This window comes from Cyanobacteria bacterium FACHB-DQ100 (assembly GCA_014695195.1).
GTDB lineage: Bacteria > Cyanobacteriota > Cyanobacteriia > Leptolyngbyales > Leptolyngbyaceae > Leptolyngbya.
Window position 1 is genome coordinate 727925 of record JACJNW010000028.1, and the last position, 24369, is coordinate 752293.

Consider the following 24369-nt stretch of genomic DNA (forward strand, 5'->3'; position numbering starts at 1 on the left):
ATTTGTGCTTTCGGTAGGTGCAGGACAAATTCAGGAGTATCTATTGCGATCGCTTAGCGTTCTAAGAATCGCTTATCTTCTGACTAATCAATAAATCCTGTTATTTTCATGGATTGTGTCGCGGGTGGATGAGGCCAAATTAGAGCGACTTTTATCGGAACATGATCCATTTAAGAAGTAGTAATGAGAGTGGAGAGTAGGGCGTAGAAATCTTTCTTGATCCCCCACTCTCATTACTACTCCCCACATTTGTCTAGAATAATCGCAGTCCCTCGATCTCTTTTTGCATGACTCAACCGCCGCTGCCCCCTCGCCGATCGCAAACCATGCTTGGCAATCTTACGCAAGCCGTGAAAACGTTGACGCGGATCAATTTCTCTAAGCTGAAGTTGAGACCGAATGCGCGTGTCCCGGAGTTGTTGGTGCAGGATGCAGATGCGCCGAAAGCGCAGGTCTTTCCGCTGCTGGGCGATCGCTATTCGGTGGGACGCAGCTCTAAATCCTGCGATATCGTGGTTCGCAATCCGGTGGTCAGCCAGGTTCATGCGGTAATCAAGCGCGATCGCAAACGGAAATTCTTGGGACTGCCGACGCGATCGAGATTTATGATTCGCGATGAAGGCTCAACGAATGGGCTGTATCGCGGCAAGCGCAAGCTGAAGTCAAAGATTCTCTACAATGGCGATATTGTGAGCTTAGGGCCACCTGAACTTGCTGCCTCCGTCCGTCTTCAATATAAAGACCCGCTGCCGTGGTATCTCAAAGCGGTGCGCTACGGTTTGTTCGGGATTAGTGGCGTGACCGCCCTAACTGCATTTGTCATTGGAATCGAATGGCAGCGATTTTCGGTCTATCCCTTACCGGAATCGGTGCAAGGCCCTGTGGTGATCAATTCACGGGATGGACAGCCGTTGCGAACCCCTAGAACCGATCGCCACATTGAAGTGGAAAACCTTTCAGGATTTTCGCCTTATCTCCCTAATGCAGTGATGGCTTCTGAAGACTCGCGGTTCTTCTGGCATTTGGGGGTTGACCCGATCGGGACTGCCCGTGCGCTATTTACCAATGTTCGAGGCGGTGAGATCCGAGAAGGAGGCAGTACGCTCACACAGCAGCTTGCCAGAAGCGTTTTGCCGGATTATGTCGGGCGACAAGATTCCGCAGGGCGCAAACTTCGAGAAGCGATCGTAGCCCTCAAGCTCGAAACGGTCTATAGCAAAAATTTCATATTAAGAACGTATCTCAATCGCGTCTATCTTGGTAGCGGAATTTATGGCTTTGAGGATGCCGCTCAGTTTTACTTTGGAAAATCGTCAAAAGATCTCAATCTCTCGGAAGCAGCAACGTTAGTGGGAATTCTGCCCGCACCAAATAGCTTTAATCCGGTAACAAACTACAAAGCGGCGATCGAATATCGCGATCGTGTCCTAGAACGGATGGCGCAGCAGGGCATGGTGGCACAAGAAGAAGCTGATCGCGCCCGACGATCGCGGATTGAGATCAGCCCCAGAGCTAGACAGGAACTGCAAAGCGCGATCGCTCCTTATTTTTACAGTGCAGTCTTTGATGAGCTTGAATCTTTACTCGGTGGCAGTCTTGCGAGTGAAGGGAATTTTATTGTCGAAACAGGACTCGATCGCCAAATGCAAGCGAGAGCTGAAACTAATTTGAGAAATAGTGTGGCGACAAGCGGCGCAAGCGCAAATTACTCACAGGGTGCGGTTGTGACGATCGACGCGAAAACAGGCGAAATTCTAGCCATGGCTGGAGGAGTTGATTATCAACAAAGCCAGTTCAACCGAGTGACGCAAGCTCTGCGGCAGCCCGGATCGACGTTTAAAATCTTTGCTTATGCGGCTGCGATCGAGCAGGGCATTTCTCCTGGAACGAGCTATTCTTGTGCGCCCTTGAACTGGGGCGGACAGACATTTGCAGGGTGCGGGGGCGGAGCGGCAGATTTTTACACCGGAGTCGCGCAGTCGTTAAACGCCGTTGCGCTCAGAGTGGCTCAAGATGTGGGATTAGACAAAGTGGTGCAAATGGCGCAGCGCATGGGTGTAAAGTCCACTCTCAAAGCGGTTCCGGGGCTGGTCTTGGGGCAAAGCGAAGTCACTCCACTAGAAATGACTAGTGCTTTTGGAGTGCTGGCAAATCAAGGAGTACGAAACCGTCCTCATACGATTAAGCGCATTCTGGATAGTGGAGACTGTAAAAATCGCCAAGACATCAATACTTGCCGTGTGATTTATCAGGCCGATCAAGATGGCGAGAATAATCAAAAGGTGATTGCGCCGGAAGTTGCGAATACGATGACGACGCTGCTGCAAGGAGTCGTACGATCGGGAACCGGACGCGGTGCCGCGATCGGGCTGGGTGAAGCCGGGAAAACGGGAACGACCAACGACAATAAAGATCTGTGGTTTATTGGCTATGTTCCGAGTCAAACGATCGTCACTGGTGTTTGGTTGGGCAATGACAATAATGCGCCCACGGATGGAAACAGTGGACTTGCGGCGAAACTTTGGGGTGATTATATGCGGCAAGTTGTGCGGCAATAGGGCAATCAATATTAAGTCGCTATTTCTACTGACGTGATCCGACGGTATGGCAGATCGCGTGTCTTATCTCAGTTCTGGTAAGAAGAACAGGGGCTTCGATCGATCACTACCCGGTTTCATTTGTAACCAGTGATTATACGGTAAGGCGGACTTCTATCTCAGGATAGATTGTCCTAAAGCTCTGTGAAACCTTTAATAATCTCAGAATTCAACCTCTGTATACAAGGGTCTGGCATCGCCACATGACAACAACATCGGTGCAACTACGGGAATTTTCTACTACGGCAACTGCCGCAGCCTCTGATTCCGAGAGCGGACTCTGCTCTCTATTCGCTACAATTCCACCGGAGAGAATTGGTCTAAATGGTGAATATGATCATCATGGTTTAGCCAAGCGGGTGTGGCAGGCGCTTAGGGTTCGCTTTTCTGCTAGAGATCTTGAGAAATTGAGGGTCATGCAGCGAGGAAAAGTCGTTATTTTCCTGGGGAGCGTTGCATCGTTGGAAGTGTTGAAGCACTTTGTTTCGATCGCGCGAGAAATCGAAGGCGCGATCGATGTGGAGACGCACGGCGTTCGGATCAAGTAATCTCGAACTCAACACCGTAGTCTAGGCGCAAATTGCAAGTATCGTGATCCGCAATGTTGGTATCACTGAGTTCGAGATTGTAGAAATCAACGATCTCATCGTCGAAGTAGGGGCCAGCGTGCCAGGTGCCGATCTCTAGTTTGATGAAGCAGTTTCCTGGAATGCGGAAAGCTCTAAGATCCGAGAGCGCTGGACTCACGCTTTCACCTGGAGGCGCAACCACGATCAGCCATTCTTTGCCTTCTAGAGAACCGAGGCACTGAGTGCACTGCTGATGGCGCGTGATTTTGTGAAATTTCCGCCCGCGATGCTGGAGTCGCATAATGTAGAAGCGGGGAATTCCCTCTTCAAGATAGAGCTGAGCATCATCTCGATCGAAGCCTTTCCCGTCGGGTGAGGCTTGAATCAGTTGTCCAAAGGGACGAAAGGCTTCAGCGGTGATGGGTTGGGCTTGAATTGAGCGAATTGTTGACGGTTGCATGAAAATCTCTCCTGTGGTTCATCGTGAACCTTTCTTCCGGTTGACGATCGTTTTCTAAATTCTTTCTAGGATTCATGAGTTACTTCAATTTTGAGGATATGACTCATGAATAGATTAAAGCTAGTGTTAAAAGAATTTCGTCTCGCTGTATTAGCAATTCTACTGTTTGCAGTTCTGTTGCTTGCCCCGATGCAAGTCGCTCACGCGGCAGCAGATCCGTCTTATTCTCCAGGTGCGCCAGATAGCCCGAATAAGAAAGAAAAAACTCTGTACGAAGGTCGTCGGGTGGTGAGTGCAGAAGAGCAACCTGGAACTCAGAACTTGATGGGCAAGATCAAGCAAGATTTACAAAGTGACACCAGCGATCGCCCCAAAACCACCGGAGAATGGAACCGCGAAGCTCGTGAAACTTCCGGTAACTTGGGCGAACGTCTGAACCGCATTGGGAAAGAAACAGGCGAAGCGGTGAAAGATTTCGGACAAATGTACCCGGATACCGCAGAGCGTAGCGGTGATGCCCTGCAAGACAGCCTGAATCGATCGAACTAATTTAATTTTGTTTCAACAGGATGTTGACCATAGTAGGGGAGCGCTTCTGACCAATGGGGGCGCTCCCCTTTTTTCCAATTGATGAGCGCGATCGCGCTTATCCCCTCAACATAGCGTCCTTGATGCGGCTCCGCTTCAACTCGGAAATCAATCGATTGTTTTATTTGCTCCCATTCTGGGGCGGTCATCACGGCATCAGGTTGCATGACCTTTAATGTTTCATCGCGCTGATAGATTGCAGTATAAAGTTCACCTCGCTGCGCCGGCATTTGCACGGCGATCGTGCCACGGTACCCCGATTGAAGCGCGATCGCTGCTAAACTCGACACTCCAAATAATGGAATTTCTAGCTGTTGTGCAAGCGTTCGGGCGGCAACAACACCGATACGAGTGCCAGTAAATCCACCTGGGCCGATGGCGACAGCAAGAAAAGCAAGATCTTGCCAAGATTGAGGTTTGAGAAATTCGGTGAGGTGAACGTGCAGCGAACTCGATAATTCACGTCCTAAATTTTGAACGGACGATCGCTGATTGCCCTCAAAATCTGAAATCATCAATCCCAAATCAGGACTACTGGTGTGAATGGCTAAAGCATAAAGTGACATAGCTTAGAGCGACATAACTTAGAGTGACATAACTTAGTTTCGATTAATTTGTACCGAATAACAGAGACGATCGCCGCGTGAGATGGATTTACCGTGTACGATCGCACAATTCCCTTCGATATAAGCAGTGTGCTGATAAACGATGAGCGGATGTCCCAGGGGCACTTCTAATTGCTCACTGGTTTCGTCATCTGCTTGTGTACATTCAATCACAGCATCAAGCTTCTCTGTAAAAATTCCATGCTTCTCAAGCACGGTGAGGCTGAGTTGCTGCTTAAGATCTTCCGCATAAATCTCCCCTAGCTCTGGAACAATGTAAGTAATATCAACACAGCCCGGAACCCCATTGAATAGCAATACTTTCTTTTGAAAGTAGGCGATCGACACCGCCAAGATTTCCTGAACATCCTGCGGAACGGTAACTAATTCAAACACTAACGTCCGAACTGTGATCGTTACGCCTTGCTGCGCCATATCTGCTTCGAGCAACAATGGACTCGATAAAGAATGCGTGACTTTCTGCTGACTGGCGACGAACGCCCCCTTCCCTTGCTGCACGACGACTAAACCCTGCTGCATCAGATTTGCGATCGCTCGTCTTGCTGTAATCCGGCTGACTTCAAACTCCGACATTAATTGATGCTCACTCGGTAGTTGATCTCCGGGTTTATACTGACCGCTAACCATACGATCGCGTAGTTGTTTGGAGATTATCGCGTGTAGAGGAGTTCCCATGATTTAGTAGCATTCATTACAGAGTTTTGGTGATATATTGCTATTCTTGCTTGTTATAACAAGTTCAGCTTAATGGTAGGAAAAAGACGATGACTTCATCCATTTCTGAGTCTAACTTGATTGAATCCGAGTCAAAGCGCTACACACCTCTCAGTAGCGAAGCTTTGAAAGCGTTGAATACGCGATCGACCCTGAAGGGGCTGCTTCAACTTTTTGGACATTTAGCGATCTTAGGCATTAGCGGTTATCTTTGGGGCACGAATTTAGGACACAATTGGGCAATTGCAATTCCCGCCGTGATTGTTTACGGGTTTGGGTTTGCTGCGATGTTTGCTCCAATGCACGAGTGTTCACACCGGACTGCATTCGAGAACAACTTGTTGAATGATGTCGTTTGCTGGATCGCAGGTCTCTTATCTTTTTACAATGGTGCGTTCTACCGTCGCTATCACAAATGGCATCATCGCTACACCCAACTGATTGACAAAGACCCAGAACTTGGCGATCCGCTTCCTCAAACTTTAGTAGACTATCTCATTACTATGAGCGGTATTACTTGGTGGTGGGGCAAGCTGAAAACGCATTTTCGCGTTGCTTTGGGACAGTTAGAGGATTATCCCTACATCTCGGAAGAAGCTCGTGCGGGTGTAATGCTTTCAGTCCGATCGCAGTTAGCCGTGTATGCGATTGCGATCGCGGTTTCAATCTATGCTCATCAGCCTTGGTTTGTCGTCTATTGGGTGCTGCCGTTAGCCGTTGGACAGCCGATTCTGCGGATGATTCTGTTGTCGGAACATACCGGATGCACCCATGATGACAATCCGTTTACGAACACTCGATCGACCAAAACCCTATTTCCGCTTCAGTTTTTGATGTGGAATATGCCCTTTCATGCAGAACACCATCTTTATCCCTCAATTCCGTTTCATCAACTTCCCGCAGCACACCAACAGTTAAGAGAGCAGTTCACCTTCAAAGATCAAGGCTATGTTGAAGTGAACTACAACTTTGCAAAAGAGCTAGTATGACCCAATCTGCAAGTTGTTTTACGCTGAAAAACTTCCCGTTGTACTGTGGTGCAACCTTGCCCGAAGCGCAGATCGTCTATCAAACCTACGGGACGTTGAACCACGATCGTACCAATGCCATTCTCTACCCCACTTCATACGGAGCGCAGCACACCGATATCGATTGGTTAATCCGCCCCGACGGAATCTTAGATCCAAGCGAATGGTTCATTATCATTCCGAATATGCTGGGCAATGGTCTATCAACCTCGCCCAGCAATAGTGATGTTGGTTTAGAAGAACAAGGCTTTTGGTTTAGTCACTTTGACAATGTTCGTGCACAGCAACAGCTACTTCAGGAATTCTTTCAGATTGAACAACTTGCCCTGATCTATGGTTGGTCAATGGGCGCACAGCAGGCGTACCACTGGGGAGCGCTTTATCCCGATCGTGTGTTACGCATTGCTGCCCTCTGCGGTACGGCTCGAACCACCGATCACAATCGCATCTTTCTGCAAAGCTTACGAACTGCACTGACGGCTGACCCAGCTTGGACAGGAACGCGATTTGAAACAGTGCCCGATCGTGGATTTCGAGCCTTTGCCCGCATTTATGCAAGTTGGGCGGCTTCCCAGGCTTTCTATCGAGAGGGTTGCTACTATCAGCTTGGATATAGTTCGCTGGAGGACTACATCACGCGATTTTGGGAAATGAACTACCGCAAGCGCAACCCGCACAATCTTTTAGCCATGATTGATACTTGGCTGCATTGCGATGTCAGCGACAATCCAATCTACCAGGGAAATTACCTTGCGGCGATGAGTGCGATTCAGGCAAAAACATTTGTAATGCCTGCAACAACAGATTTGTACTTTACACCGGAAGATTGTGCAGCAGAAGCTGCTCTCTTGTCGAATGCAGAATATTATGCAATCGACTCGATCTGGGGTCATCGAGCGGGCAACCCCTATGACAATCCCAACGACGCAGCCTTTATCCGATCGCATATTCAAACCCTACTCCAGCACTCATTATGACGACGCTTTCCCAAATCGCTCAATCTCAAGGGATTCGCTACTTTCTGATTTCGTTTACGGATTTGTTTGGGGTGGCGCGATCGAAGCTCGTTCCGACTGAAAGCATTGATCAAATGGCAATCAGCGGAGCCGGATTTGCAGGCTTTGCCGCTTGGTTAGACATGACTCCCGCAGATCCAGATATTTTAGCCATTCCCGATCCATCCAGCTTAATTCAACTGCCTTGGCAACCCGAAGTGGCTTGGTTAGCTGCGGATTTGCACACCATTACCGGAGAGCCTTTAGAGCAAGCGCCGCGTGTTGTTTTAAAGCGAGTTCTACAACAGGCACAAGACCTCGGATACCGAGTGCGAACGGGCGTAGAATGCGAGTATTTCTTGCTCAGTCCAGAGGGTGAACAGATTGCAGATGGGCGCGATCGCCAAAGCAAGCCTTGTTACGATCAACAGTCTTTAATGCGTCAATATGAGGTCATTCGCGAAATCTGCGATGCGATGTTAGGACTCGGATGGGGCGCATATCAGAATGATCACGAAGACGGAAACGGGCAGTTCGAGATGAACTGGATGTATGCGGATGCGTTAGTGACGGCAGATCGACAAGCGTTCTTCAAATACATGGTCAAATCGATCGCAGAAAAGCATGGACTCCGAGCCACTTTCATGCCAAAACCGTTCGCCCATCTTACCGGGAATGGTTGCCACACCCATGTTTCACTCTGGGACAATGCCGGACAGGAAAATCTCTTCTACGACCCGCAAGGCGAGTTAGGACTGTCCCAACTCGGTTATCAATTCATCGCGGGTGTGCTGCATTCGGCTGAAGCCCTCTGCGCCATCACGAATCCAACCGTCAACTCTTACAAACGCATTAATGCACCTGTCACACTCTCCGGTGCAACTTGGTCTCCGAACACAGCGAGCTACAGTGGCAACAATCGCACACATACGATTCGCATTCCCGACGCTGGACGCTTTGAATTCCGTTTAGCCGATGGTGCAGCGAATCCTTATCTATTACCAGCCGCATTAATTGCAGCCGGATTAGATGGCATCGTTCAAAAACGTGATCCGGGCGTTAGACGCGATAACAATAGCTATACTGATCCGCTACCCGTGGGTGAAGCAACACCGTTACCTAAGAATCTACTCGACGCTCTGCGGTGTTTAGCATCGAATGAAATGATTACTCGATCGCTGGGTAAACCATTCGCCACTGCTTATCTCAAGCTCAAACACCAAGAATGGAATCAATTTACGAGTTGCGTCACGCCTTGGGAACTGGAAAACACTTTAGATTGCTAATTGCATTGATTGGGGCCAGCTTTTATCTGACCCTTTTATGTTTGCATCGAAATCAGCGTCTTCAAATCTTCAATCAGGCTGGTGAAAAATCTTGCTGCATCGACTTCGGTGGCAACCCAAGCATTTGCAGGTTGCTTTGCAAGATTACGATCGTCGATCAATGTTTGTCCTCGTGTCCATTCTCCCCGCGTTTCGATCTGCACTCTTGCCCGTTTCCACATCATTGTTTCTGGGTAAAACAAGTACCCTAGAGTTGCCGCATCATGCACAAGAAACCCTGAGATTCCATTTGTTTCTCGATACTCTAAGGCAGTACCAATCATGAACTCACAAAGACTGATCAAAAATTGTGCTAATTCACTGTGTGGATTGCTTTGAACGATCGACTGTGCCACTTCTCTCGTAAAGATCAGTCGTCGCGTAATATCGAGCGGAGTGATCACCAAATCACAACGACTATTCAGCACAATCTCTGCTGCTTCTGGATCAAACCAGACATTAAATTCTGCATGAGAAGTAATGTTGCCGGGACAGCTAAATGCACCGCCCATGATGATAATTTCCTTTGCTTTTCTGAGAACACCGGAGGCTTTTTTCTCTGCGGCTGCGAGATTTGTGAGTGGCGCGATCGCGACGATCGTAATTTCCCCAGGCATCGCATTCAATCGATCAATTAGAAGATCATCAGAGTGCCGAGCCATTTCATAGCTGTGAATCGCATCGGGAAGTTGCGAGGATAAATTACCCATGCCATCGTTACCGTGAATGTGTGAAGCATCATTGGGGGAATGAGCGATCGTAACTCCCCGCCCCACTTCCACCTCTGCCAATCCCCCTAAGCCTAGAATTCGACTTGCACTAGAAAATGTCTTTTCAGTCGAGACATTGCCGCCTGCAGTCGTGACCGCAATCAATTCTGCTAAACCTTGTTTCGCGAAACTTTGCAGCCAAAGCAGCACAAAAATATCATCGCCACCCGGATCGGTATCGAGAATGATTTTGGGAATGTTTGAAGATACGGGCATGATGATTGAACTCGATGATCACCTGAATTCTACTGTTAGCCTGCGAATTAGGGATTGGAATGGGTTTGCTCTATAGTTAGTGCAACTCGATACGATCGAGGGGGGCGACGTTAAGATTCAGTCTCTAAGTGAATTGGAATCGATCAATTAAGCACTACACCCGCTCATCCGAATGTTAAGAATCTTGAGAAACCTCAGATCCGTGTCACCCTTCACAGGTACATTCACAAATGGAATCATCTAACGAATAGGAAACTTTTCTTATGACAGGTTCATACGCAGCTTCATATCTGCCCTGGATTCTCATTCCCGTCGTGACCTGGTTAGTTCCCACGGTCGTCTTCGGTTTGTTGTTCTTGTACATCGAGCGCGAAGATCCAAGCGGCATCTAGCCTCTAGTTCCAAACGCATTAGCATACAAAAGCCGTCCAACATAACCCATTGGACGGCTTTTCCTATTTGAACGGTTCGATCTGCTTATAGCGACGAACCAATGCTGGTATAGGAACCGTAAAAGAACAGTCCCAAAACACCGATTGCACCCAAGCCTGCAACCGTTGCCACAAGCCACAAGGGAATTCTTCCACCAGTTTGCACAGTCTTATCCTCCTAACTCAAATGAAACAGAGTATCTAGTTGAAGAAATAGCTAGAGAACAAAATCCCCAGCGTGAAAATTAGCAAAAGACCCAAATAAAGCGAAGTCCGATTCAGCTCAACGGGCTGCTTGTTTGGGTTTGGAGAACCTTTAATTCCTGCCACAGTTCAAGCTCCTATCGTTGAATAAATTGCATTGAAGCGATCGCGCCAATGAAGAAGATCGCTGGAACTGCCAAAGTATGCACTGCTAACCAGCGAACGGTAAAAATCGGATATGAAATCGGTTCGTTCGGAGTGTTGCTTGTCATTGTTTTATAACCTCGTAGAACTAAAAACTACTTGCCAACTTGCGAGGCAAACTTATCAACCTGCTGCTTTGCTTCGGAGCGGTTGCTGACGATCGGCAACTGCTCTTGACGGGCAGTGGGATAGTATTCATTCGGGCGAGGCGTACCAAAAACGTCGTATGCCAAACCTGTGCTGACGAACAACCAACCTGCAATAAACAATGCAGGAATCGTGATGCTGTGAATCACCCAATAGCGAATGCTTGTAATAATGTCCCCAAACGGACGCTCACCAGTAGTACCTGCCATGTATTAGCTCTCTCCAGAAGTCAACGAACAAAAGCCTTATCTGTATCATACGGGACGGGAGATACCCTCACAAGGGAATCTGTGAAATTGATCCCCTGATCCTCAGTTATGCAGTTTGCGGAGTGGATTCATACTTCAATAAAGTCCCGCGCTGACCCATGATGAATCCTGTGTTTGAGTCGAAGAAAATAACTCTGTAAAGGTTTGCGGGAATGTTTTCAACATCGCGATCCTTTTGCCAAGTTTTACCGCCATCAAAGCTTGCTAAGAGATTGCCACTTCCGCCGACAACCCAGAGTTCTTCGGGAGTGCGATATCCCAAATCTAACAGCCCCCAACTGGTCGAGAATTCAGGATTTTGAGCTTCTAGCCAATCTTCTGGATTGTCTGAAGCAGTGAATTGAATTTGTCCACCTCTAGCTAACATCCACAAATGACCGTCAGGAGCAAAGCCCATGTTCTGTAGCTTGCGTGAACTGTTACGGTTGTAAGGTTGCCAAATATCTTGACCGGGCTTCCAGGTCGAGAAGAAGTTACCTGTTGAAGAAACAGCGAGGTACTTGCCATCGGGAGTGCGATCGATACTCCGCATCACCCCAAACGCCTCGGAAACAAGCGCTTTCCAGTTCTTCCCCCCATCGGTGGTGCGATAAATTGCACCCACATCGGTAGTCATCTCAGCACTGTCCTTACCCAGTGCAACAATCTTCTCCGGAGATCCGGGAAGCTTACTACTCAGTGGCAGACGTGACCACGATTTACCGGCATCGCTAGTATGCAGCAAAATCGAAGGCTGACCGGCAATCCAACCATCGTTTCCTGAGAAATGAACTGAAGTGAGGCGATATTTTTGTTCACCCAGTTCTAAAACCTTCTGCTTCCAGATTTTACCGCCGTTTGTCGTTTCAAGCAGCGCTGAATTCGTACCCACCATCCAGCCATGCTGCTTGTCACCCGTGAACCCAATATCGAGCATATTCTCCTCGATCGGCAGCGGCACCACTTGCCACGGATTATTTACAACGGCGGGTAAAAACCCTTTACAGCCAGTCGCCAGGAAGACAACCGCTAACAAAATTACAAACTGTTTCCAGGCTCTCAAAATCCGATACATCGCACTTGATCTCAGTGAATAAAGGGTTCAATCCGTTGCACTACTGCAACCCGTAAAGACTTAGAAAGAAAATAAATGCCAGAATCAGTCCGCCAAAGATGAGGAGGTTCTTTTGCCCTGGCGTTAAGGTGTTGACCCCCAACCCGTAGCTTAGATTCTGCTTGAATCCAGAAGGTGCATTCAGCGGCCCCACATTCTGAAAGCGCTTTTTCGGCACACCGCAAACTGGGCATTTCCAAGTCGACGGCAAATCCTCAAACGCCACGCCAGGGGGGATATCGTTGCGATCGTCGCCCTTTGTTGGCTCGTAGGTGTAGCCACAGGCTGCACACTCATGTCGATCGAGGTCTCTCGGATCGATAGGCTTAACTTCAGGCTCTAGCGCGTTTTCTTTCGGATCAGCAGCTTCGGTACTCATGGCAAAACGTCAGGGAGTGACCCAAACCTTAAAGTGTTCGTTAATTATTATGACATTATTGCGATCTCCTCAAACATCGATCGTCTAAAGCGAAAATGTTTGGCGATCGTCATATACTCTTTCTAGAAATGACTCAGCTTCGATAGATTTCTCTTGATGACTTCGATTCAGAAGCGATCGCATCAGAGTCCTTGATTTGGGCGCGGTTTCAGCGCACGATGATATGTTGCGGCACACTATAATTAAAGTGTAAAGCGACGTAAACCAGTCCACTTTGTAGAACGAGAGGCGGCGAATACCTGTGTATGTCCTAAGCGGCTATGAATATCTATTAGGCTTCCTGCTGATTTGCAGTTTAGTTCCGGTTCTGGCTCTTCTGGCTTCTAAGCTAGTTCGCCCTAGCCGTCGAGGTCCCGAGCGTCGTACCACTTACGAGTCAGGGATGGAACCGATCGGGGGTGCATGGATTCAATTCAATATCCGTTACTATATGTTCGCTTTGGTCTTCGTGATCTTCGACGTAGAAACGGTGTTTCTGTACCCTTGGGCAGTCGCTTTCAATCGCCTCGGATTGCTGGCGTTTATTGAAGCCCTGATCTTTATTGCGATTCTAGTTGTCGGTCTGGTCTACGCTTGGCGGAAAGGAGCATTGGAATGGTCATGAATCCTGAAGCACCTGCTGTTAACAGTGGGTCACTTATCAATCCCATCGAGCGTCCAGGTGTGACGCAAGAATTATCCGAAAACGTCATTTTGACGACGGTAGACGATTTGTACAACTGGGCTAAATTATCGAGCTTGTGGCCGCTTCTGTTTGGAACGGCTTGCTGCTTTATCGAGTTTGCCGCATTGATTGGTTCTCGATTCGACTTCGATCGCTTTGGTCTGGTGCCCCGATCAAGCCCTCGCCAAGCGGATCTGATCATTACGGCAGGCACAATCACGATGAAGATGGCTCCGGCTTTGGTGCGTCTCTATGAGCAAATGCCCGAACCGAAATACGTGATCGCAATGGGTGCTTGCACGATTACAGGCGGAATGTTCAGCGCTGACTCTACGACTGCGGTTCGAGGCGTGGACAAGCTAATCCCAGTAGATATCTATTTGCCGGGATGCCCTCCACGGCCGGAAGCGATCGTGGATGCGATCATTAAACTCCGCAAGAAAATTTCAAACGAGTCGATTCAAGAACGGGGTGAACTGCGGCAAACGCACCGCTACTACAGCACGACTCACAACATGCATGCTGCACCGCTCGTTCACGATGGTAAATACCTGCAAGCGGATACCCGTATTTCACCGCCACGTGAGTTGGCAGAAGCGCTGGGTCTAGAAGTGCCTGCGGTATTAGAAGCAGAAAAGGAGAAGAGCGATCGTGGCTGAAGAAAAACAAGCGACTGAAACAACGATCGTTGAAGCTGGCAAAACTTCAAAGTGGCTGACTCAGAACGGCTTTGATCATGAGTTCATGGGACTCGATGCCAGTGGCGTTGAAATGATTAAAGTTGAACCGGAATTGCTGATTCCGTTTTGTACCGCGCTGTATGCGAGTGGCTTTAACTGCCTTCAGTGTCAGGGTGGATACGATTTGGGTCCTGGCGATCAGTTAGTGAGTTTTTACCACCTGATTAAACTAACGGACAACGCCGATCGACCGGATGAGGTTCGGTTGAAAGTGTACTTGCCGCGTGAAGATCCGAGAGTGCCGTCTGTGTTCTGGATTTGGAAAGGTGCAGACTGGCAGGAGCGAGAAACGTTTGATATGTACGGGATTGTCTTTGAAGGACACCCAAACTTGAAACGCTTGCTGATGCCGGAAGACTGGGTAGGCTATCCACTACGGAAAGATTACATCTCCCACGACTTCTACGAACTGCAAGACGCTTACTAAATGAAAGCCTTGCTAACGTTGAAAGCTCTCCTGCATTGTCAGGGGAGCTTTTCTTTTTTAAACACGCTCTTCAACCTAGTGTTGTAAACATAAAATCCTCGTTAAGGAAATACTGTAACTTCTACGTAAAATCGAATACAAATGTTAGTATTCGCCTCAGTATAAGTTCTTGCACACTGACATAGATACGGCAGGCTTAACTATTCAATCCCTTACTCGAATACCCCGGTTTTCCTTATGATTGATGCGCTCTCAGAACGAGTGATGCGTAAGGTTCAATGGACTTTGACTATCGGCTGGCTAATTCTGATTATTTCGCTGTTTTACGATCCGATTTCGGCTCAATTAACCGCTCCTAGCAGCACTTGGAGTCCACTCCGTATCAATCAAAGCAGCTATCAATGTCCGATCACCAACGAAGAGAAATCCTCAATTGATTGGGGACAGTATTCCCCTGGAACTGCTGATTCTCGATGTCCGAGCATTCAAAACCGCTGGGTTGTAAATCATGCTTACCCCTTAGGAACACATATCTTCTGGGCAAGCGTATCGCTGGCTGCACCACTGCTGCTGATTTTCGGGCACAGTGGTTGGAGAAGAATTTGCCCACTCTCGTTTCTCTCTCAGCTTCCCAAAGCGTTAGGGTTGCAGCAAAATCGCAAAATCAAAAATGAATCTTGGCTTGGGCGGTACTACTGGGTTTTGCAGTTTGGCATTTTATACCTGGGGCTAACGCTGCGAATTCTTTTAGTCAATTCGTCTCGTCTTGGACTTGGCGTGTTTCTTCTGTTCACAATCGCATCGGCAATGCTGATAAATCTGATATTCAAAGGCAAAACCTGGTGCCACTATTTTTGCCCATTTGCACCGGTTCAGAAGATTTTGACTGGAACTGGTGGACTACTGGAAAAAACGAAGTCTACTCGTAGCTCGATTCCTCAGTCGATGTGCCGAACGATTGACTTACAGCAGCATGAAGTCAGTGCCTGCGTTGGTTGTAAAACTGCCTGCTCCGATATTGATCTCGAACGCTCCTACTGGTCTGAGTTGTTTAAGCCGGGGCGACGATTTGCTCAGTACGGCTACGTTGGATTAGTCGCTGGATTTTACGGCTATTACTTTCTGTATTCAGGCGATTGGGACTACTACTTTTCCGGCGTTTGGACGTATGAAAGCGACGTGGTTGAGCAGTGGTGGCAGCCTGGACTGTATTTACTAAAGTGGGCTGTTCCGATTCCAAAAGTGATTGCAGCACCACTGGTATTGGCGATCGCAACTGTAAGCAGTTATTGTTTAGGTGTTGGATTAGAACAACTCTATCGCCGTTGCCGTCAACAACTGGGGCATTCCATTTCCACAGAAATTGCCCGTCGTCAGTGCTATAGTGTGGCTTCTTACATTGCATTCAATCTCTTCTACTGGTTCGGTGGCAGATTATCTCTGGAAATACTGCCTGAACCATTGAGCTGGGGCACTAATATCGGAATCTTGCTTGCAAGTAGTGTATGGCTCGGTCGTGCTTTGTGGTACACAGTGCCCCCTAAGAGCAGTAAGCATGTTTCTGCGATCGCTAGCAAAACCGGAACTAGCAGAAAATCAAGTTTAGGTATCGTCGTTGCAAGTGTTGTTTCGATATCATCGCTTGCAAGACGATCGAAGCTGAAAGTGCATAAACCTGAATCCAGTTTCACTCTGGTAGCGCAACATCAAATTCATGATGTTCGAGTTGCTCAGTTGTTGAGTAGCAAGCGGTAATTAGGGTGCGATCGCAGCATCAACACATGAGCGATTGCAATACCAAAAGTGAAAAGCGGCGGGAAGTTCTAGAACCTCCCGCCGCTTCTGGTTATTGATCGTCAGAACCTATTCTGCTGCTTGCGGCAACAATTCGCGTTCTTGACCATGTAGAACCGTCACTTGTCCATTTTCATCCACGTCAACGGTTGCAGTATCGCCATCTTTCACCCGTGCTGACAGGATTTCTTCAGCTAACGAGTCTTCTAGCAGTCGCATGATCGCCCGACGTAATGGACGTGCGCCATAGCTTGGATTGTAGCCTTCATCGACCAAACGATCCTTGAATCGCTCGGTAACTTGCAGCGTAATTCCTTGCTCTTTCAAACGCTTGAACACATCGTTGAGCATGATGTCGGCAATTTCCTTGACCTCTGCCTTGTTCAACTGACGGAACACGATGATTTCATCAAGTCGGTTCAAGAACTCAGGACGGAAGTATTGCTTCAGTTCTTCGTTCACCAAGGAGCGGATGCGGTTGTACTGCGATTCCGATTCGTTCTCGGTGGAGAACTCGAATCCAAGTCCGCCGCCGCCTTTCTCAATTACCTTAGAACCAATGTTCGAGGTCATGATTAGCAGCGTGTTCTTGAAGTCTACGGTGCGTCCCTTGGCATCGGTCAAGCGACCATCTTCCAAGATTTGCAGCAGCATATTGAAGACATCGGGGTGCGCTTTTTCGATTTCATCGAATAGCACAACGGTGTAAGGTCTGCGACGAACGGCTTCGGTTAATTGACCGCCTTCGTTGTAACCGACATATCCAGGAGGCGAACCGATCAGTTTAGAAACGGTGTGACGCTCCATGAACTCCGACATATCTAACCGGATCATCGCTTCTTCTGAACCGAAGAAGTAAGCGGCAAGCGCTTTCGTCAATTCGGTCTTACCAACTCCAGTGGGACCGGAGAAGATAAAGGATGCGATCGGTCGGTTCGGATTCTTCAAACCAACTCGCGCCCGACGAATGGCTCGCGACACGGCTTTCACTGCTTCGTCTTGACCGATCAAGCGAGTATGCAGCGTGTCTTCCATGTGCAGCAGCTTCTCGGATTCGGATTCGGTGAGCTTGTTCACCGGAACACCTGTCCAAGATGCAACAATTTGCGCGATGTCATCTTCGCCCACAACTGGGGAAGCATTTTCATCAGTGGATTCTGTCTTGCGAGTTTGTGCGATCGCTCGAATCTCTGCTTTGATCTCCATTTCTCGATCGCGCAGTTCACCTGCTCGATCAAAGTTTTGGGATCTCACTGCATCATCTTTGTCTTTCAGGACTTGACGCAGTTCGCGATCGAGTTCTTTCGCGGCTGGTGGCAATTGTGAATTGATCAACCGCACCCGCGATCCGGCTTCGTCAACCAAGTCGATCGCTTTATCCGGCAAGAATCGATCTGAGATGTAACGGTCTGAGAGTTTTGCCGCAGCTTCGAGAGCTTCGTCAGAGATCTTCAGCTTGTGGTGCTGCTCATAGCGTTCGCGCAAGCCACGGAGGATTTCGATCGTTTCATCAACCGAGGGTTCACCGACCATGACAGGCTGGAATCGACGTTCCAGGGCGGCATCTCGTTCGATGTGCTTGCGATACTCGTCGAGCGTCGTTGCACCGATACATTGCAGTTCACCACGGGCAAGGGCAGGCTTCAGGATGTTGGCGGCATCGATCGCGCCTTCTGCTGCACCCGCACCGATTAGGGTGTGAACTTCGTCGATTACCAGGATGACGTTTCCGGCAGAGCGGATTTCATCCATGATCTTTTTCAAGCGTTCCTCGAATTCACCTCGATACTTCGTGCCTGCAACCAGCAGACCGATATCGAGCGTAACCACGCGCTTATCTTCCAAGATGTCAGGAACATCATCATTGGCGATGCGCTGGGCGAGTCCTTCTGCGATCGCGGTTTTACCCACACCGGGTTCACCGATCAGAACGGGGTTATTTTTCGTCCGGCGACCGAGGATCTGGATCACTCGTTCGATTTCTTTTTGGCGACCGACCACGGGGTCGAGTTTGCCTTCGGCTGCCATTTGGGTGAGATTCGAGCCGAATTCGTCCAAAGTCGGGGTTTTGGTACGACCCTGGCTACCGCCGGAAGTGACTTCGGCGGTTTCACCGAGCATCCGAATCACTTGGGTGCGTACTTTCGAGAGGTCAACGCCAAGGTTTTCTAAAACTCTTGCAGCAACGCCTTCCCCTTCTCGGATGAGACCTAAAAGCAGGTGTTCGGTTCCAATATAGTTGTGACCGAGTTGGCGAGCTTCTTCAAGTGATAGTTCCAAGACGCGCTTTGCACGTGGGGTAAACGGAATTTCCACTGCGACAAAGCCCGATCCGCGACCGATGATTTTCTCAACTTCGATGCGAGCGTCCTTGAGGTTCACTCCCATCGACTTGAGGACTTTGGCAGCGACACCCGTTCCTTCTCCGATCAGACCCAGGAGGATCTGTTCTGTACCCACAAAGTTATGACCCAAGCGGCGTGCTTCCTCTTGGGCTAACATAATCACCTTAATGGCTTTTTCTGTGAAGCGTTCAAACATGGCGTATTTCCATCACCTGCTGCGTAGGTCTGATTCTAGCATAGTGGATCTTTCCGGTTATGACGCTTCACAACAGGGAAATGGGGAGATTACCGAACGTGTGCGATCGGTTCTCGGCTGGAAATGGTTAGATTTACGACCAAAGAGAGATTCTTATCGATTTCTTATGGTTTAGTCAAGCTAGTTTTTTCGAGACTTAGTAGAGATTCGGGATCGCTCAGTATTCGATTGTGCTGCGTGAGACGATCGCGAATCTCCAGCCACTTTTCTTTCAAAAGGCTCTGAAATTCTGCTGCTTGGAGTCCGCCACGCCAAAGAATCAGCGCATTTTCGCCTGTGTCAGTGTAGTAGTCTTTACGCTGCCCCGCAACCTTAAACTGAAATTTCTCGTATAGGGAAATTGCGGATTGATTAGAAATTCTGACTTCTAATGTAGCGTGTTTCATCTGACGCTGACGAGCACGATCGAGTAACGCAAACAAAAGCAGTTTTCCCAATCCTTGCTGCTGATGATCAGGATGAACGGCAATAATCGTAATGTGCGCTTCGTCTACGATCGCCCAGAAGCATCCATATCCAATCAGACGATCTTCAAAGGTGATGGCGATGAGTTCGCTGTTCAGGCTATCGATTTCGCGCTGATAGCCTTCGAGCGTCCATAAACCACCGAAACAAATGCGATCGAGTTCGAGGACTTGGGGGAGGAGAGCGGAGTCGATCATTTGGAGCGTGATGCGGTTCACAAGGTTACAAGTAGCAGAACGGTTCTGATTGTATCGAAGCTTGATCTTGTTAGACTGAAACATGGTTTTGTTTCGGAGCGAAGCACGATGTCAGAGCTACTCGGAAGGATCACGATTAACCCCAAGCAATGTGGAGGTCGCCCTTGCATTCGAGGGATGAGAATTCGAGTATCAGATGTTTTAGACTTATTTGCTGCTGGATTGAGTGCTGAGCAAATTTTGGAAGAGATGCCCGATTTAGAAGCAGATGACTTAAAAGCATCTCTTTTATATGCTTCACGTAAGCTCAATCATCCAGTGTTAGTTGCATGACGATCTGGATCGATGCACACTTGTCGCCTGCGATCGCACTTTGGATCACGAATACATTTGGCATAACTGCATTCGCCTTAAGAGATGCTGGTTTGAGAGATGCTGAAGATCCTGAGATTTTCGAGGCAGCAAGAGAGCAATCCGTTATTCTGATGACAAAGGATAGTGACTTCGCTGATTTAGTAGATCGGCTGGGTTCGCCGCCGCGGGTAATTTGGCTTACCTGTGGAAATACTTCTAATACTCGATTGCAGGAGATTTTAAGCGCTGCTTTACCGCAGGCACTGGAGCTTTTACGATCGGGCGAGGCGTTAGTCGAAATAAGTGGGAATTAGCGACGTGACTAAACGATCGACGTTTGTGACATTTGCGGCGATCGTTATTACTCAGCCGAGATTTTGCATACGGCTCATGCGGTGATAACGGGAGAGCGATCGCTTAAACAGACTGAGTAAGTTCCGATCGCTCATCTCGAATCTGCTTAACAAGTAAATCTTTGTGTTGTCAATGGATCTTAAACTCAGCATCCTATTTTTCGACGATTTTCATCCTCAGCTTTTGGCTGCCCAAACTTCTGAACCAGAGCTAAAGCTGCATGATATTGCTCCAAATTACCTTGCTGTTTGTACAGTGCAGCAGCTTGTTGTAAATTAGCAGTTGCTCGCTGGCGATCACAGTAATACTTGTACATCGAGCCTCGAAAGAAAAACGGATCAGCAAGATCAGGTTTGAGTTTTGTAGCCAGATCAAAATCTATGATTGCTTTTTTCGCATCACCAAACCAGTACAAGTAGATTGCGCCTCGACCACTGTAAGCTTCTGCCAAATCAGGTTTAAGCTTAATTGCTTTCTCATAATCAGCCATTGCCTCTCTAAATGTGGATTGAATAGCTTCGACTTGCTCAAGGCTATTCATTTTCTCGTTTACATAGTCCAACTTCAGACGCGTATTGCCTCGACTGCTGTAAGCTTCAGCAAAATCAGGTTTGAGTACGATCGCTTGATTAAGATCTGCAAATGCTCTTCGGTAATCTTTGTTGCGATACCGTTCTGTCGCTCGATCAAACAATGCCTGTGCAGTCAATTGCCTTTTAGTGGCTGAGCTTTGTGACTGTGAAGGAAATGCCTCTATTGGTTTTAATGGTGTAGTGACACAAGTTACGATCGTTAAAAATGAAATGACTGTAATTTCAAGTTTGAAAGCCAATCTCGTAAAATTCATCCTTCTCGTAATTCTCAGAGAGTTGTTCCTGTAATAATTGGCAAAAAAGATCGATTAGTTTCAGATTTGCAAAAGTTCAATCACTTTCGCGATCGCTTCCGTCAACTTGTCTGGCTTTAATTGACCTGGGGTAGAGAGAATGATTTGTCGATCGGCAGTAAACAATCGATTCGGTCTGATGTTACTCGACTGCCTCAAGCCGCCGGAACTGAAATCAGAAGCCTCAAGTTGTACGGCATATTCATCTGAAATCTGCTGACTGGTAATCTGACTCAAAATTAAATCATCACCGCGCAAGACTGCCAGCACCAAAGCAGGTCGCCGTTTTGCATTCGTCAAATCTGAGAACGGAAACGGCACGATAACCACATCACCCTTCACAAATCCTGCCAAGCTTCGTCCTCCTCTGGTCTAAGCCAGTCCTTTGCCAAAGCGGACTCACTCATCGCACTGATTTCTAGTTTGTTCTGCAAATGTTTCGACTTCAGAAATTGAACAAAATCTAGAACCTCTTCGAGTAAGAAGTCAGGCATTTCGTCAATCTCATGCAGCAATTGTTCTTTCGCTTGCATAGGGTTCGATCGCAGTAGGCTTCATTTCAGTCTACACAGAAGCACATAAATCACAGCATTCCTTAAGCCTCTGAGATCCGCTTGAATACACTTGCGCTTGTACACTAGAACAATGTGGCAAGATTGCCAAACTCCCCAGAATCATTGAGGACACAAAGCAAGCAATGGTAGTGACGCAAGCGCAAGTCGCGCACAATTCGGGTCGCCAGTATTTACCGGAATCCGGTTCCGATCGCTCTCCAAACCAATTTCTGATGCCGCTCACCGCTAGGGTGAACGATCGAGATCATCTCGAAATCGGCGGCTGTGATGTCACCGAATTGGTCAAACATTTCGGATCTCCGCTCTATATTTTAGATGAGGCAGGATTGAGAACGGCTTGCCAACAGTATCGTGAGGCGTTTCGCCGTTACTATCCGGCAGAAGCTCAAGTGCTATATGCCTCGAAAGCTTGGAACTGTCTCGCGGTTTGCTCGATCGTGTCGCATGAAGGTCTGGGAATCGATGTTGCAACCGGAGGCGAACTTTATACGGCGCTTCAGGTAGGGGCTGATCCCGCCAAGATTTATCTGCATGGAAATAACAAATCGATCGCTGAATTGGAATTGGCGGCGAAATCGGGCTGTACGATCGTCGTCGATAATCTTTTGGAATTGCAGCGATTGACGCAGATTGAGAGCGATCGTCCAATCCGAATTATGCTCCGTATCACACCCGGACTGGATTGTCACACGCATGAATACATCCGCACCGGACACTTAGACAGTAAATTTGGATTTGATCCAAACCACGTTGAAGAAGTGTTCCAATTCGTCAGCCAGAATCCAAGCGTTTCGCTGATTGGACTTCATGCTCATATCGGATCGCAAATTTTTGAACTGCAAGCACACCGGGATTTAGGCGGCGTGATGCTGCAATGGGTGAAAAAAGCCGCGCAGTATGGTTTGACGATCTCAGAGATTAACGTGGGTGGCGGTTTGGGAATTTGCTACAACGAGAACGACGATCCGCCAAGCATTGATGAATGGGTGAGAATCGTTTGTGAATCGATGATCAAAGCGTGTGAAGCAGAGAATTTACCCCTGCCGAAACTGCTTAGTGAACCGGGTCGATCACTGATCGGTTCTTCTTGCATCACCGCTTACACCGTTGGCGGACGTAAAACTGTTCCGGCGATTCGCACTTATATTAGTGTTGATGGCGGAATGTCCGATAATCCGCGACCAATTACGTATCAATCAGTTTGTCGGGCAGTGATTGCGAATCGGATGTCGGATGAAGCAAAAGAAACGGTGACGATCGCTGGAAAACACTGCGAATCTGGAGATGTTTTGATCAAAGACATCACGCTGCCAGAGGCGCAACCGGGTGATATTCTCATTGTCATGGCAACGGGAGCCTACAATTACAGTATGTCATCGAACTACAACCGTCTCACTAAGCCTGCGGCGGTTCTCGTTTATGAAGGAGAAGCAAATATTATCCTAGAGCGAGAAACTTACGAAGATCTGATTCGACACGATCGAGTCCCGGACAGACTGAAATAAGGACGAAGCATGGAACCATAAAGGGTGAGGATTGGCAAAGATGGTAATTCAGTGGCAATTCTCCGCTCTAAGCTTAGAGAAAGCCTTGATTGACGTTGCTCCATCAAAGACGATCGCTCAATCCTCATCCTTGCTTCTCCTGACAACCGCTTTGCAATCTGTGCTGACCTTTGTTGTTCAAAATCTGCGATTTCTGCTTGACGTAGGACTGGTGCTGGCGCTTACCTACGTCATGTTGGTGATCATTGGGCGAGAACGGCGGACTCTGTGGATGGTGCGCGGTTTTATTGTACTGATGCTGGCAGCAGCAATTAGTCGCCGAATGGATCTGGCGCTGCTGAGCTTTGTGCTGAATAATCTTGTCGTTGGGGCAGCAGTGGCGATGGCGTTTATTCTACAATCAGAATTTCGTCGATTTCTAGAGCAGCTTGGACGCGGGGAAATTGCACAACTGTTTCAGCCCTCGAGCCGGAGCCTGCCAGGATCAGACAGCGTGAGCGATGAGATTGTAGAGGCGGTGAAAGGGCTGTCCCAAAATCGAACTGGGGCATTGATGATTATTGAAACAGGAATTGCGATCGACGATCGAGATTTCTCAGTTCCAGGTGTTAAACTGAACGCGGAACTTTCTAAAGAACTTCTACAAACAATTTTTCAGACCACGACGCTCTTACATGATGGCGCAGTTCTAATTCGGGGGTCACGCATCATTGCCGCCGGAGTAATTCTGCCGCTGTCAGAAAAAACTGCCTCAAGACAACTCGGAACTCGTCACCGTGCCGCAATGGGAATTACGGAAAAATTGGAAAACTGTATTTGCGTTGTTGTATCTGAAGAAACGGGATCAATCTCACTCGCTGAGCGGGGAATTTTAAATCGTCCCTTAACGAGCAGTAAACTAAAGGAACTTTTGGAAGAACGGTTTTCACAGTCGGGCGATCGCGAACCCGTCTCACGCGATCTGAAAAGTCTCGGTCGTCAATTCCGGATAAAGACAGTATCCTTATTCTCGCGTTTACTGAATGAAGGTCGTGTAAAAGATCGCCGGATTCCAAACGAACGCAAGCGTGGCGACTCTTAATTCTGCTAAAACCAGATTGATTTCTCATCCCTTTCATCGGCGTTCCCCCGA

30 protein-coding genes are annotated in these 24369 nt (G+C 48.2%); 15 read left to right on the forward strand and 15 right to left on the reverse strand.

Annotation, left to right across the window (positions count from 1 at the left end; genetic code table 11):
• Positions 1 to 287 precede the first annotated feature (287 nt).
• Both H6F51_14535 and H6F51_14540 read left to right on the forward strand, forming a co-directional pair.
• Entirely contained in the window at positions 288 to 2558 is a 2271-nt protein-coding gene (locus tag H6F51_14535) for a PBP1A family penicillin-binding protein (GenBank protein ID MBD1823701.1), read from the forward strand.
• A 242-nt stretch (positions 2559 to 2800) separates the two neighbouring features.
• Positions 2801 to 3145, forward strand: coding sequence for a hypothetical protein (locus H6F51_14540; protein MBD1823702.1), 345 nt, complete (start codon positions 2801 to 2803; stop codon positions 3143 to 3145).
• On the opposite strand, the gene H6F51_14545 is transcribed toward H6F51_14540, so the two are convergent.
• Positions 3138 to 3626, reverse strand: coding sequence for an ureidoglycolate lyase (locus tag H6F51_14545; protein MBD1823703.1), 489 nt, complete (start codon positions 3624 to 3626; stop codon positions 3138 to 3140). The two genes, H6F51_14540 and H6F51_14545, sit on opposite strands and share 8 nt — an antisense overlap.
• A 105-nt stretch (positions 3627 to 3731) precedes the next feature.
• Here H6F51_14545 and H6F51_14550 point away from each other — a divergent pair, with 105 nt between their 5' ends.
• Positions 3732 to 4175, forward strand: coding sequence for a hypothetical protein (locus tag H6F51_14550; protein ID MBD1823704.1), 444 nt, complete (start codon positions 3732 to 3734; stop codon positions 4173 to 4175).
• Here H6F51_14550 and tsaB read toward each other — a convergent pair.
• Positions 4172 to 4780, reverse strand: coding sequence for a tRNA (adenosine(37)-N6)-threonylcarbamoyltransferase complex dimerization subunit type 1 TsaB (gene tsaB, locus H6F51_14555; protein MBD1823705.1), 609 nt, complete (start codon positions 4778 to 4780; stop codon positions 4172 to 4174). The two genes, H6F51_14550 and tsaB, sit on opposite strands and share 4 nt — an antisense overlap.
• A 33-nt stretch (positions 4781 to 4813) precedes the next feature.
• The gene (locus H6F51_14560) at positions 4814 to 5515 is read right to left on the reverse strand and encodes a GntR family transcriptional regulator (GenBank protein MBD1823706.1); all 702 of its coding nucleotides are present in this window, start codon (positions 5513 to 5515) and stop codon (positions 4814 to 4816) included.
• Positions 5516 to 5604: 89 nt separating this feature from the next.
• Here H6F51_14560 and H6F51_14565 point away from each other — a divergent pair, with 89 nt between their 5' ends.
• Genes H6F51_14565 through glnT form a run of 3 tightly spaced genes read left to right on the forward strand, consistent with a single transcriptional unit; the run spans position 5605 to position 8863 of the window.
• Positions 5605 to 6543 (forward strand): fatty acid desaturase family protein, encoded by a 939-nt coding sequence (locus H6F51_14565; protein ID MBD1823707.1) that lies wholly within the window; start codon positions 5605 to 5607, stop codon positions 6541 to 6543.
• Positions 6540 to 7559, forward strand: a complete 1020-nt coding sequence (locus H6F51_14570) for an alpha/beta fold hydrolase (protein MBD1823708.1) — start codon at positions 6540 to 6542, stop codon at positions 7557 to 7559. Before H6F51_14565 ends, H6F51_14570 begins: the two co-directional genes overlap by 4 nt.
• Positions 7556 to 8863, forward strand: coding sequence for a type III glutamate--ammonia ligase (gene glnT / locus H6F51_14575; protein MBD1823709.1), 1308 nt, complete (start codon positions 7556 to 7558; stop codon positions 8861 to 8863). Before H6F51_14570 ends, glnT begins: the two co-directional genes overlap by 4 nt.
• 35 nt (positions 8864 to 8898) lie before the next feature.
• On the opposite strand, the gene H6F51_14580 is transcribed toward glnT, so the two are convergent.
• Positions 8899 to 9888 (reverse strand): nucleoside hydrolase, encoded by a 990-nt coding sequence (locus H6F51_14580; GenBank protein ID MBD1823710.1) that lies wholly within the window; start codon positions 9886 to 9888, stop codon positions 8899 to 8901.
• 263 nt (positions 9889 to 10151) lie between these two features.
• Here H6F51_14580 and H6F51_14585 point away from each other — a divergent pair, with 263 nt between their 5' ends.
• The gene (locus H6F51_14585; GenBank protein ID MBD1823711.1) at positions 10152 to 10280 is read left to right on the forward strand and encodes a photosystem I reaction center subunit VIII; all 129 of its coding nucleotides are present in this window, start codon (positions 10152 to 10154) and stop codon (positions 10278 to 10280) included.
• Between the two features lie 85 nt (positions 10281 to 10365).
• Here H6F51_14585 and H6F51_14590 read toward each other — a convergent pair whose 3' ends face one another.
• From H6F51_14590 to H6F51_14615, 6 genes are all read right to left on the reverse strand, one after another.
• The gene (locus tag H6F51_14590) at positions 10366 to 10485 is read right to left on the reverse strand and encodes a photosystem II reaction center protein J (protein ID MBD1823712.1); all 120 of its coding nucleotides are present in this window, start codon (positions 10483 to 10485) and stop codon (positions 10366 to 10368) included.
• Between the two features lie 35 nt (positions 10486 to 10520).
• Positions 10521 to 10640, reverse strand: a complete 120-nt coding sequence (locus tag H6F51_14595; protein ID MBD1823713.1) for a photosystem II reaction center protein L — start codon at positions 10638 to 10640, stop codon at positions 10521 to 10523.
• Positions 10641 to 10660: 20 nt separating this feature from the next.
• The gene (locus H6F51_14600; protein ID MBD1823714.1) at positions 10661 to 10795 is read right to left on the reverse strand and encodes a cytochrome b559 subunit beta; all 135 of its coding nucleotides are present in this window, start codon (positions 10793 to 10795) and stop codon (positions 10661 to 10663) included.
• 27 nt (positions 10796 to 10822) lie between these two features.
• On the reverse strand, positions 10823 to 11083 hold the full coding sequence (locus H6F51_14605) for a cytochrome b559 subunit alpha (protein MBD1823715.1): 261 nt from the start codon (positions 11081 to 11083) through the stop codon (positions 10823 to 10825).
• A 106-nt stretch (positions 11084 to 11189) separates the two neighbouring features.
• Positions 11190 to 12197 (reverse strand): photosynthesis system II assembly factor Ycf48, encoded by a 1008-nt coding sequence (locus H6F51_14610; GenBank protein ID MBD1823716.1) that lies wholly within the window; start codon positions 12195 to 12197, stop codon positions 11190 to 11192.
• A 40-nt stretch (positions 12198 to 12237) separates the two neighbouring features.
• Positions 12238 to 12615, reverse strand: coding sequence for a rubredoxin (locus H6F51_14615; GenBank protein ID MBD1823717.1), 378 nt, complete (start codon positions 12613 to 12615; stop codon positions 12238 to 12240).
• 301 nt (positions 12616 to 12916) lie between these two features.
• Between H6F51_14615 and ndhC the strand changes: the two genes are divergently transcribed.
• The 4 genes from ndhC (at position 12917) to H6F51_14635 (ending at position 16261) form a co-directional block, all read left to right on the forward strand.
• The gene (gene ndhC, locus H6F51_14620) at positions 12917 to 13279 is read left to right on the forward strand and encodes a photosynthetic/respiratory NAD(P)H-quinone oxidoreductase subunit C (protein ID MBD1823718.1); all 363 of its coding nucleotides are present in this window, start codon (positions 12917 to 12919) and stop codon (positions 13277 to 13279) included.
• Complete coding sequence (locus H6F51_14625; GenBank protein MBD1823719.1) at positions 13276 to 13998, forward strand: NADH dehydrogenase subunit K; 723 nt, start codon at positions 13276 to 13278, stop codon at positions 13996 to 13998. Before ndhC ends, H6F51_14625 begins: the two co-directional genes overlap by 4 nt.
• On the forward strand, positions 13991 to 14506 hold the full coding sequence (locus H6F51_14630) for an NAD(P)H-quinone oxidoreductase subunit J (protein MBD1823720.1): 516 nt from the start codon (positions 13991 to 13993) through the stop codon (positions 14504 to 14506). Before H6F51_14625 ends, H6F51_14630 begins: the two co-directional genes overlap by 8 nt.
• A 237-nt stretch (positions 14507 to 14743) precedes the next feature.
• Positions 14744 to 16261: a hypothetical protein gene (locus H6F51_14635; GenBank protein MBD1823721.1), complete on the forward strand. Its 1518-nt coding sequence runs from the start codon at positions 14744 to 14746 to the stop codon at positions 16259 to 16261.
• A 108-nt stretch (positions 16262 to 16369) separates the two neighbouring features.
• On the opposite strand, the gene H6F51_14640 is transcribed toward H6F51_14635, so the two are convergent.
• Positions 16370 to 18841 carry an ATP-dependent Clp protease ATP-binding subunit gene (locus H6F51_14640; protein ID MBD1823722.1) on the reverse strand — a complete coding sequence of 824 codons (2472 nt, stop codon included), beginning with the start codon at positions 18839 to 18841 and terminating at the stop codon, positions 16370 to 16372.
• A gap of 164 nt (positions 18842 to 19005) precedes the next feature.
• Positions 19006 to 19563 (reverse strand): ribosomal protein S18-alanine N-acetyltransferase, encoded by a 558-nt coding sequence (gene rimI, locus H6F51_14645; protein MBD1823723.1) that lies wholly within the window; start codon positions 19561 to 19563, stop codon positions 19006 to 19008.
• A 108-nt stretch (positions 19564 to 19671) separates the two neighbouring features.
• Here rimI and H6F51_14650 point away from each other — a divergent pair, with 108 nt between their 5' ends.
• Together H6F51_14650 and H6F51_14655 are read left to right on the forward strand one after the other, a co-directional pair.
• Positions 19672 to 19896 carry a DUF433 domain-containing protein gene (locus H6F51_14650; GenBank protein ID MBD1823724.1) on the forward strand — a complete coding sequence of 75 codons (225 nt, stop codon included), beginning with the start codon at positions 19672 to 19674 and terminating at the stop codon, positions 19894 to 19896.
• The gene (locus H6F51_14655) at positions 19893 to 20231 is read left to right on the forward strand and encodes a DUF5615 family PIN-like protein (GenBank protein MBD1823725.1); all 339 of its coding nucleotides are present in this window, start codon (positions 19893 to 19895) and stop codon (positions 20229 to 20231) included. Before H6F51_14650 ends, H6F51_14655 begins: the two co-directional genes overlap by 4 nt.
• Before the next feature lie 185 nt (positions 20232 to 20416).
• On the opposite strand, the gene H6F51_14660 is transcribed toward H6F51_14655, so the two are convergent.
• The 3 genes from H6F51_14660 to H6F51_14670 all read right to left on the reverse strand — a co-directional run bounded on the left by H6F51_14660 (position 20417) and on the right by H6F51_14670 (position 21690).
• Positions 20417 to 20980, reverse strand: coding sequence for a tetratricopeptide repeat protein (locus tag H6F51_14660; GenBank protein MBD1823726.1), 564 nt, complete (start codon positions 20978 to 20980; stop codon positions 20417 to 20419).
• A gap of 198 nt (positions 20981 to 21178) precedes the next feature.
• Positions 21179 to 21511 (reverse strand): type II toxin-antitoxin system PemK/MazF family toxin, encoded by a 333-nt coding sequence (locus tag H6F51_14665; GenBank protein MBD1823727.1) that lies wholly within the window; start codon positions 21509 to 21511, stop codon positions 21179 to 21181.
• Positions 21496 to 21690, reverse strand: coding sequence for a DUF2281 domain-containing protein (locus tag H6F51_14670; protein MBD1823728.1), 195 nt, complete (start codon positions 21688 to 21690; stop codon positions 21496 to 21498). Before H6F51_14670 ends, H6F51_14665 begins: the two co-directional genes overlap by 16 nt.
• Before the next feature lie 164 nt (positions 21691 to 21854).
• Here H6F51_14670 and lysA point away from each other — a divergent pair, with 164 nt between their 5' ends.
• Positions 21855 to 23237 carry a diaminopimelate decarboxylase gene (gene lysA, locus H6F51_14675; GenBank protein MBD1823729.1) on the forward strand — a complete coding sequence of 461 codons (1383 nt, stop codon included), beginning with the start codon at positions 21855 to 21857 and terminating at the stop codon, positions 23235 to 23237.
• Between the two features lie 40 nt (positions 23238 to 23277).
• Complete coding sequence (locus H6F51_14680; protein ID MBD1823730.1) at positions 23278 to 24318, forward strand: TIGR00159 family protein; 1041 nt, start codon at positions 23278 to 23280, stop codon at positions 24316 to 24318.
• Positions 24319 to 24369 lie beyond the last annotated feature (51 nt).

Excerpts from the sequence above, each read along its gene's own strand:
- H6F51_14650 (MBD1823724.1), top strand. The coding sequence starts at position 19,672 with ATGTCAGAGCTACTCGGAAGGATCACGATTAACCCCAAGCAATGTGGA.
- H6F51_14655 (MBD1823725.1), top strand. The coding sequence starts at position 19,893 with ATGACGATCTGGATCGATGCACACTTGTCGCCTGCGATCGCACTTTGG.
- H6F51_14550 (MBD1823704.1), top strand. The coding sequence starts at position 3,732 with ATGAATAGATTAAAGCTAGTGTTAAAAGAATTTCGTCTCGCTGTATTA.
- H6F51_14570 (MBD1823708.1), top strand. The coding sequence starts at position 6,540 with ATGACCCAATCTGCAAGTTGTTTTACGCTGAAAAACTTCCCGTTGTAC.
- H6F51_14635 (MBD1823721.1), top strand. The coding sequence starts at position 14,744 with ATGATTGATGCGCTCTCAGAACGAGTGATGCGTAAGGTTCAATGGACT.
- H6F51_14535 (MBD1823701.1), top strand. The coding sequence starts at position 288 with ATGACTCAACCGCCGCTGCCCCCTCGCCGATCGCAAACCATGCTTGGC.
- H6F51_14680 (MBD1823730.1), top strand. The coding sequence starts at position 23,278 with ATGGTAATTCAGTGGCAATTCTCCGCTCTAAGCTTAGAGAAAGCCTTG.
- lysA (MBD1823729.1), top strand. The coding sequence starts at position 21,855 with ATGGTAGTGACGCAAGCGCAAGTCGCGCACAATTCGGGTCGCCAGTAT.
- H6F51_14625 (MBD1823719.1), top strand. The coding sequence starts at position 13,276 with ATGAATCCTGAAGCACCTGCTGTTAACAGTGGGTCACTTATCAATCCC.
- H6F51_14615 (MBD1823717.1), bottom strand. The coding sequence starts at position 12,615 with ATGAGTACCGAAGCTGCTGATCCGAAAGAAAACGCGCTAGAGCCTGAA.
- glnT (MBD1823709.1), top strand. The coding sequence starts at position 7,556 with ATGACGACGCTTTCCCAAATCGCTCAATCTCAAGGGATTCGCTACTTT.
- tsaB (MBD1823705.1), bottom strand. The coding sequence starts at position 4,780 with ATGTCACTTTATGCTTTAGCCATTCACACCAGTAGTCCTGATTTGGGA.
- H6F51_14560 (MBD1823706.1), bottom strand. The coding sequence starts at position 5,515 with ATGGGAACTCCTCTACACGCGATAATCTCCAAACAACTACGCGATCGT.
- H6F51_14605 (MBD1823715.1), bottom strand. The coding sequence starts at position 11,083 with ATGGCAGGTACTACTGGTGAGCGTCCGTTTGGGGACATTATTACAAGC.
- H6F51_14670 (MBD1823728.1), bottom strand. The coding sequence starts at position 21,690 with ATGCAAGCGAAAGAACAATTGCTGCATGAGATTGACGAAATGCCTGAC.
- H6F51_14600 (MBD1823714.1), bottom strand. The coding sequence starts at position 10,795 with ATGACAAGCAACACTCCGAACGAACCGATTTCATATCCGATTTTTACC.
- H6F51_14580 (MBD1823710.1), bottom strand. The coding sequence starts at position 9,888 with ATGCCCGTATCTTCAAACATTCCCAAAATCATTCTCGATACCGATCCG.
- H6F51_14565 (MBD1823707.1), top strand. The coding sequence starts at position 5,605 with ATGACTTCATCCATTTCTGAGTCTAACTTGATTGAATCCGAGTCAAAG.
- rimI (MBD1823723.1), bottom strand. The coding sequence starts at position 19,563 with ATGATCGACTCCGCTCTCCTCCCCCAAGTCCTCGAACTCGATCGCATT.
- H6F51_14585 (MBD1823711.1), top strand. The coding sequence starts at position 10,152 with ATGACAGGTTCATACGCAGCTTCATATCTGCCCTGGATTCTCATTCCC.
- H6F51_14640 (MBD1823722.1), bottom strand. The coding sequence starts at position 18,841 with ATGTTTGAACGCTTCACAGAAAAAGCCATTAAGGTGATTATGTTAGCC.
- H6F51_14545 (MBD1823703.1), bottom strand. The coding sequence starts at position 3,626 with ATGCAACCGTCAACAATTCGCTCAATTCAAGCCCAACCCATCACCGCT.
- H6F51_14610 (MBD1823716.1), bottom strand. The coding sequence starts at position 12,197 with ATGTATCGGATTTTGAGAGCCTGGAAACAGTTTGTAATTTTGTTAGCG.
- H6F51_14540 (MBD1823702.1), top strand. The coding sequence starts at position 2,801 with ATGACAACAACATCGGTGCAACTACGGGAATTTTCTACTACGGCAACT.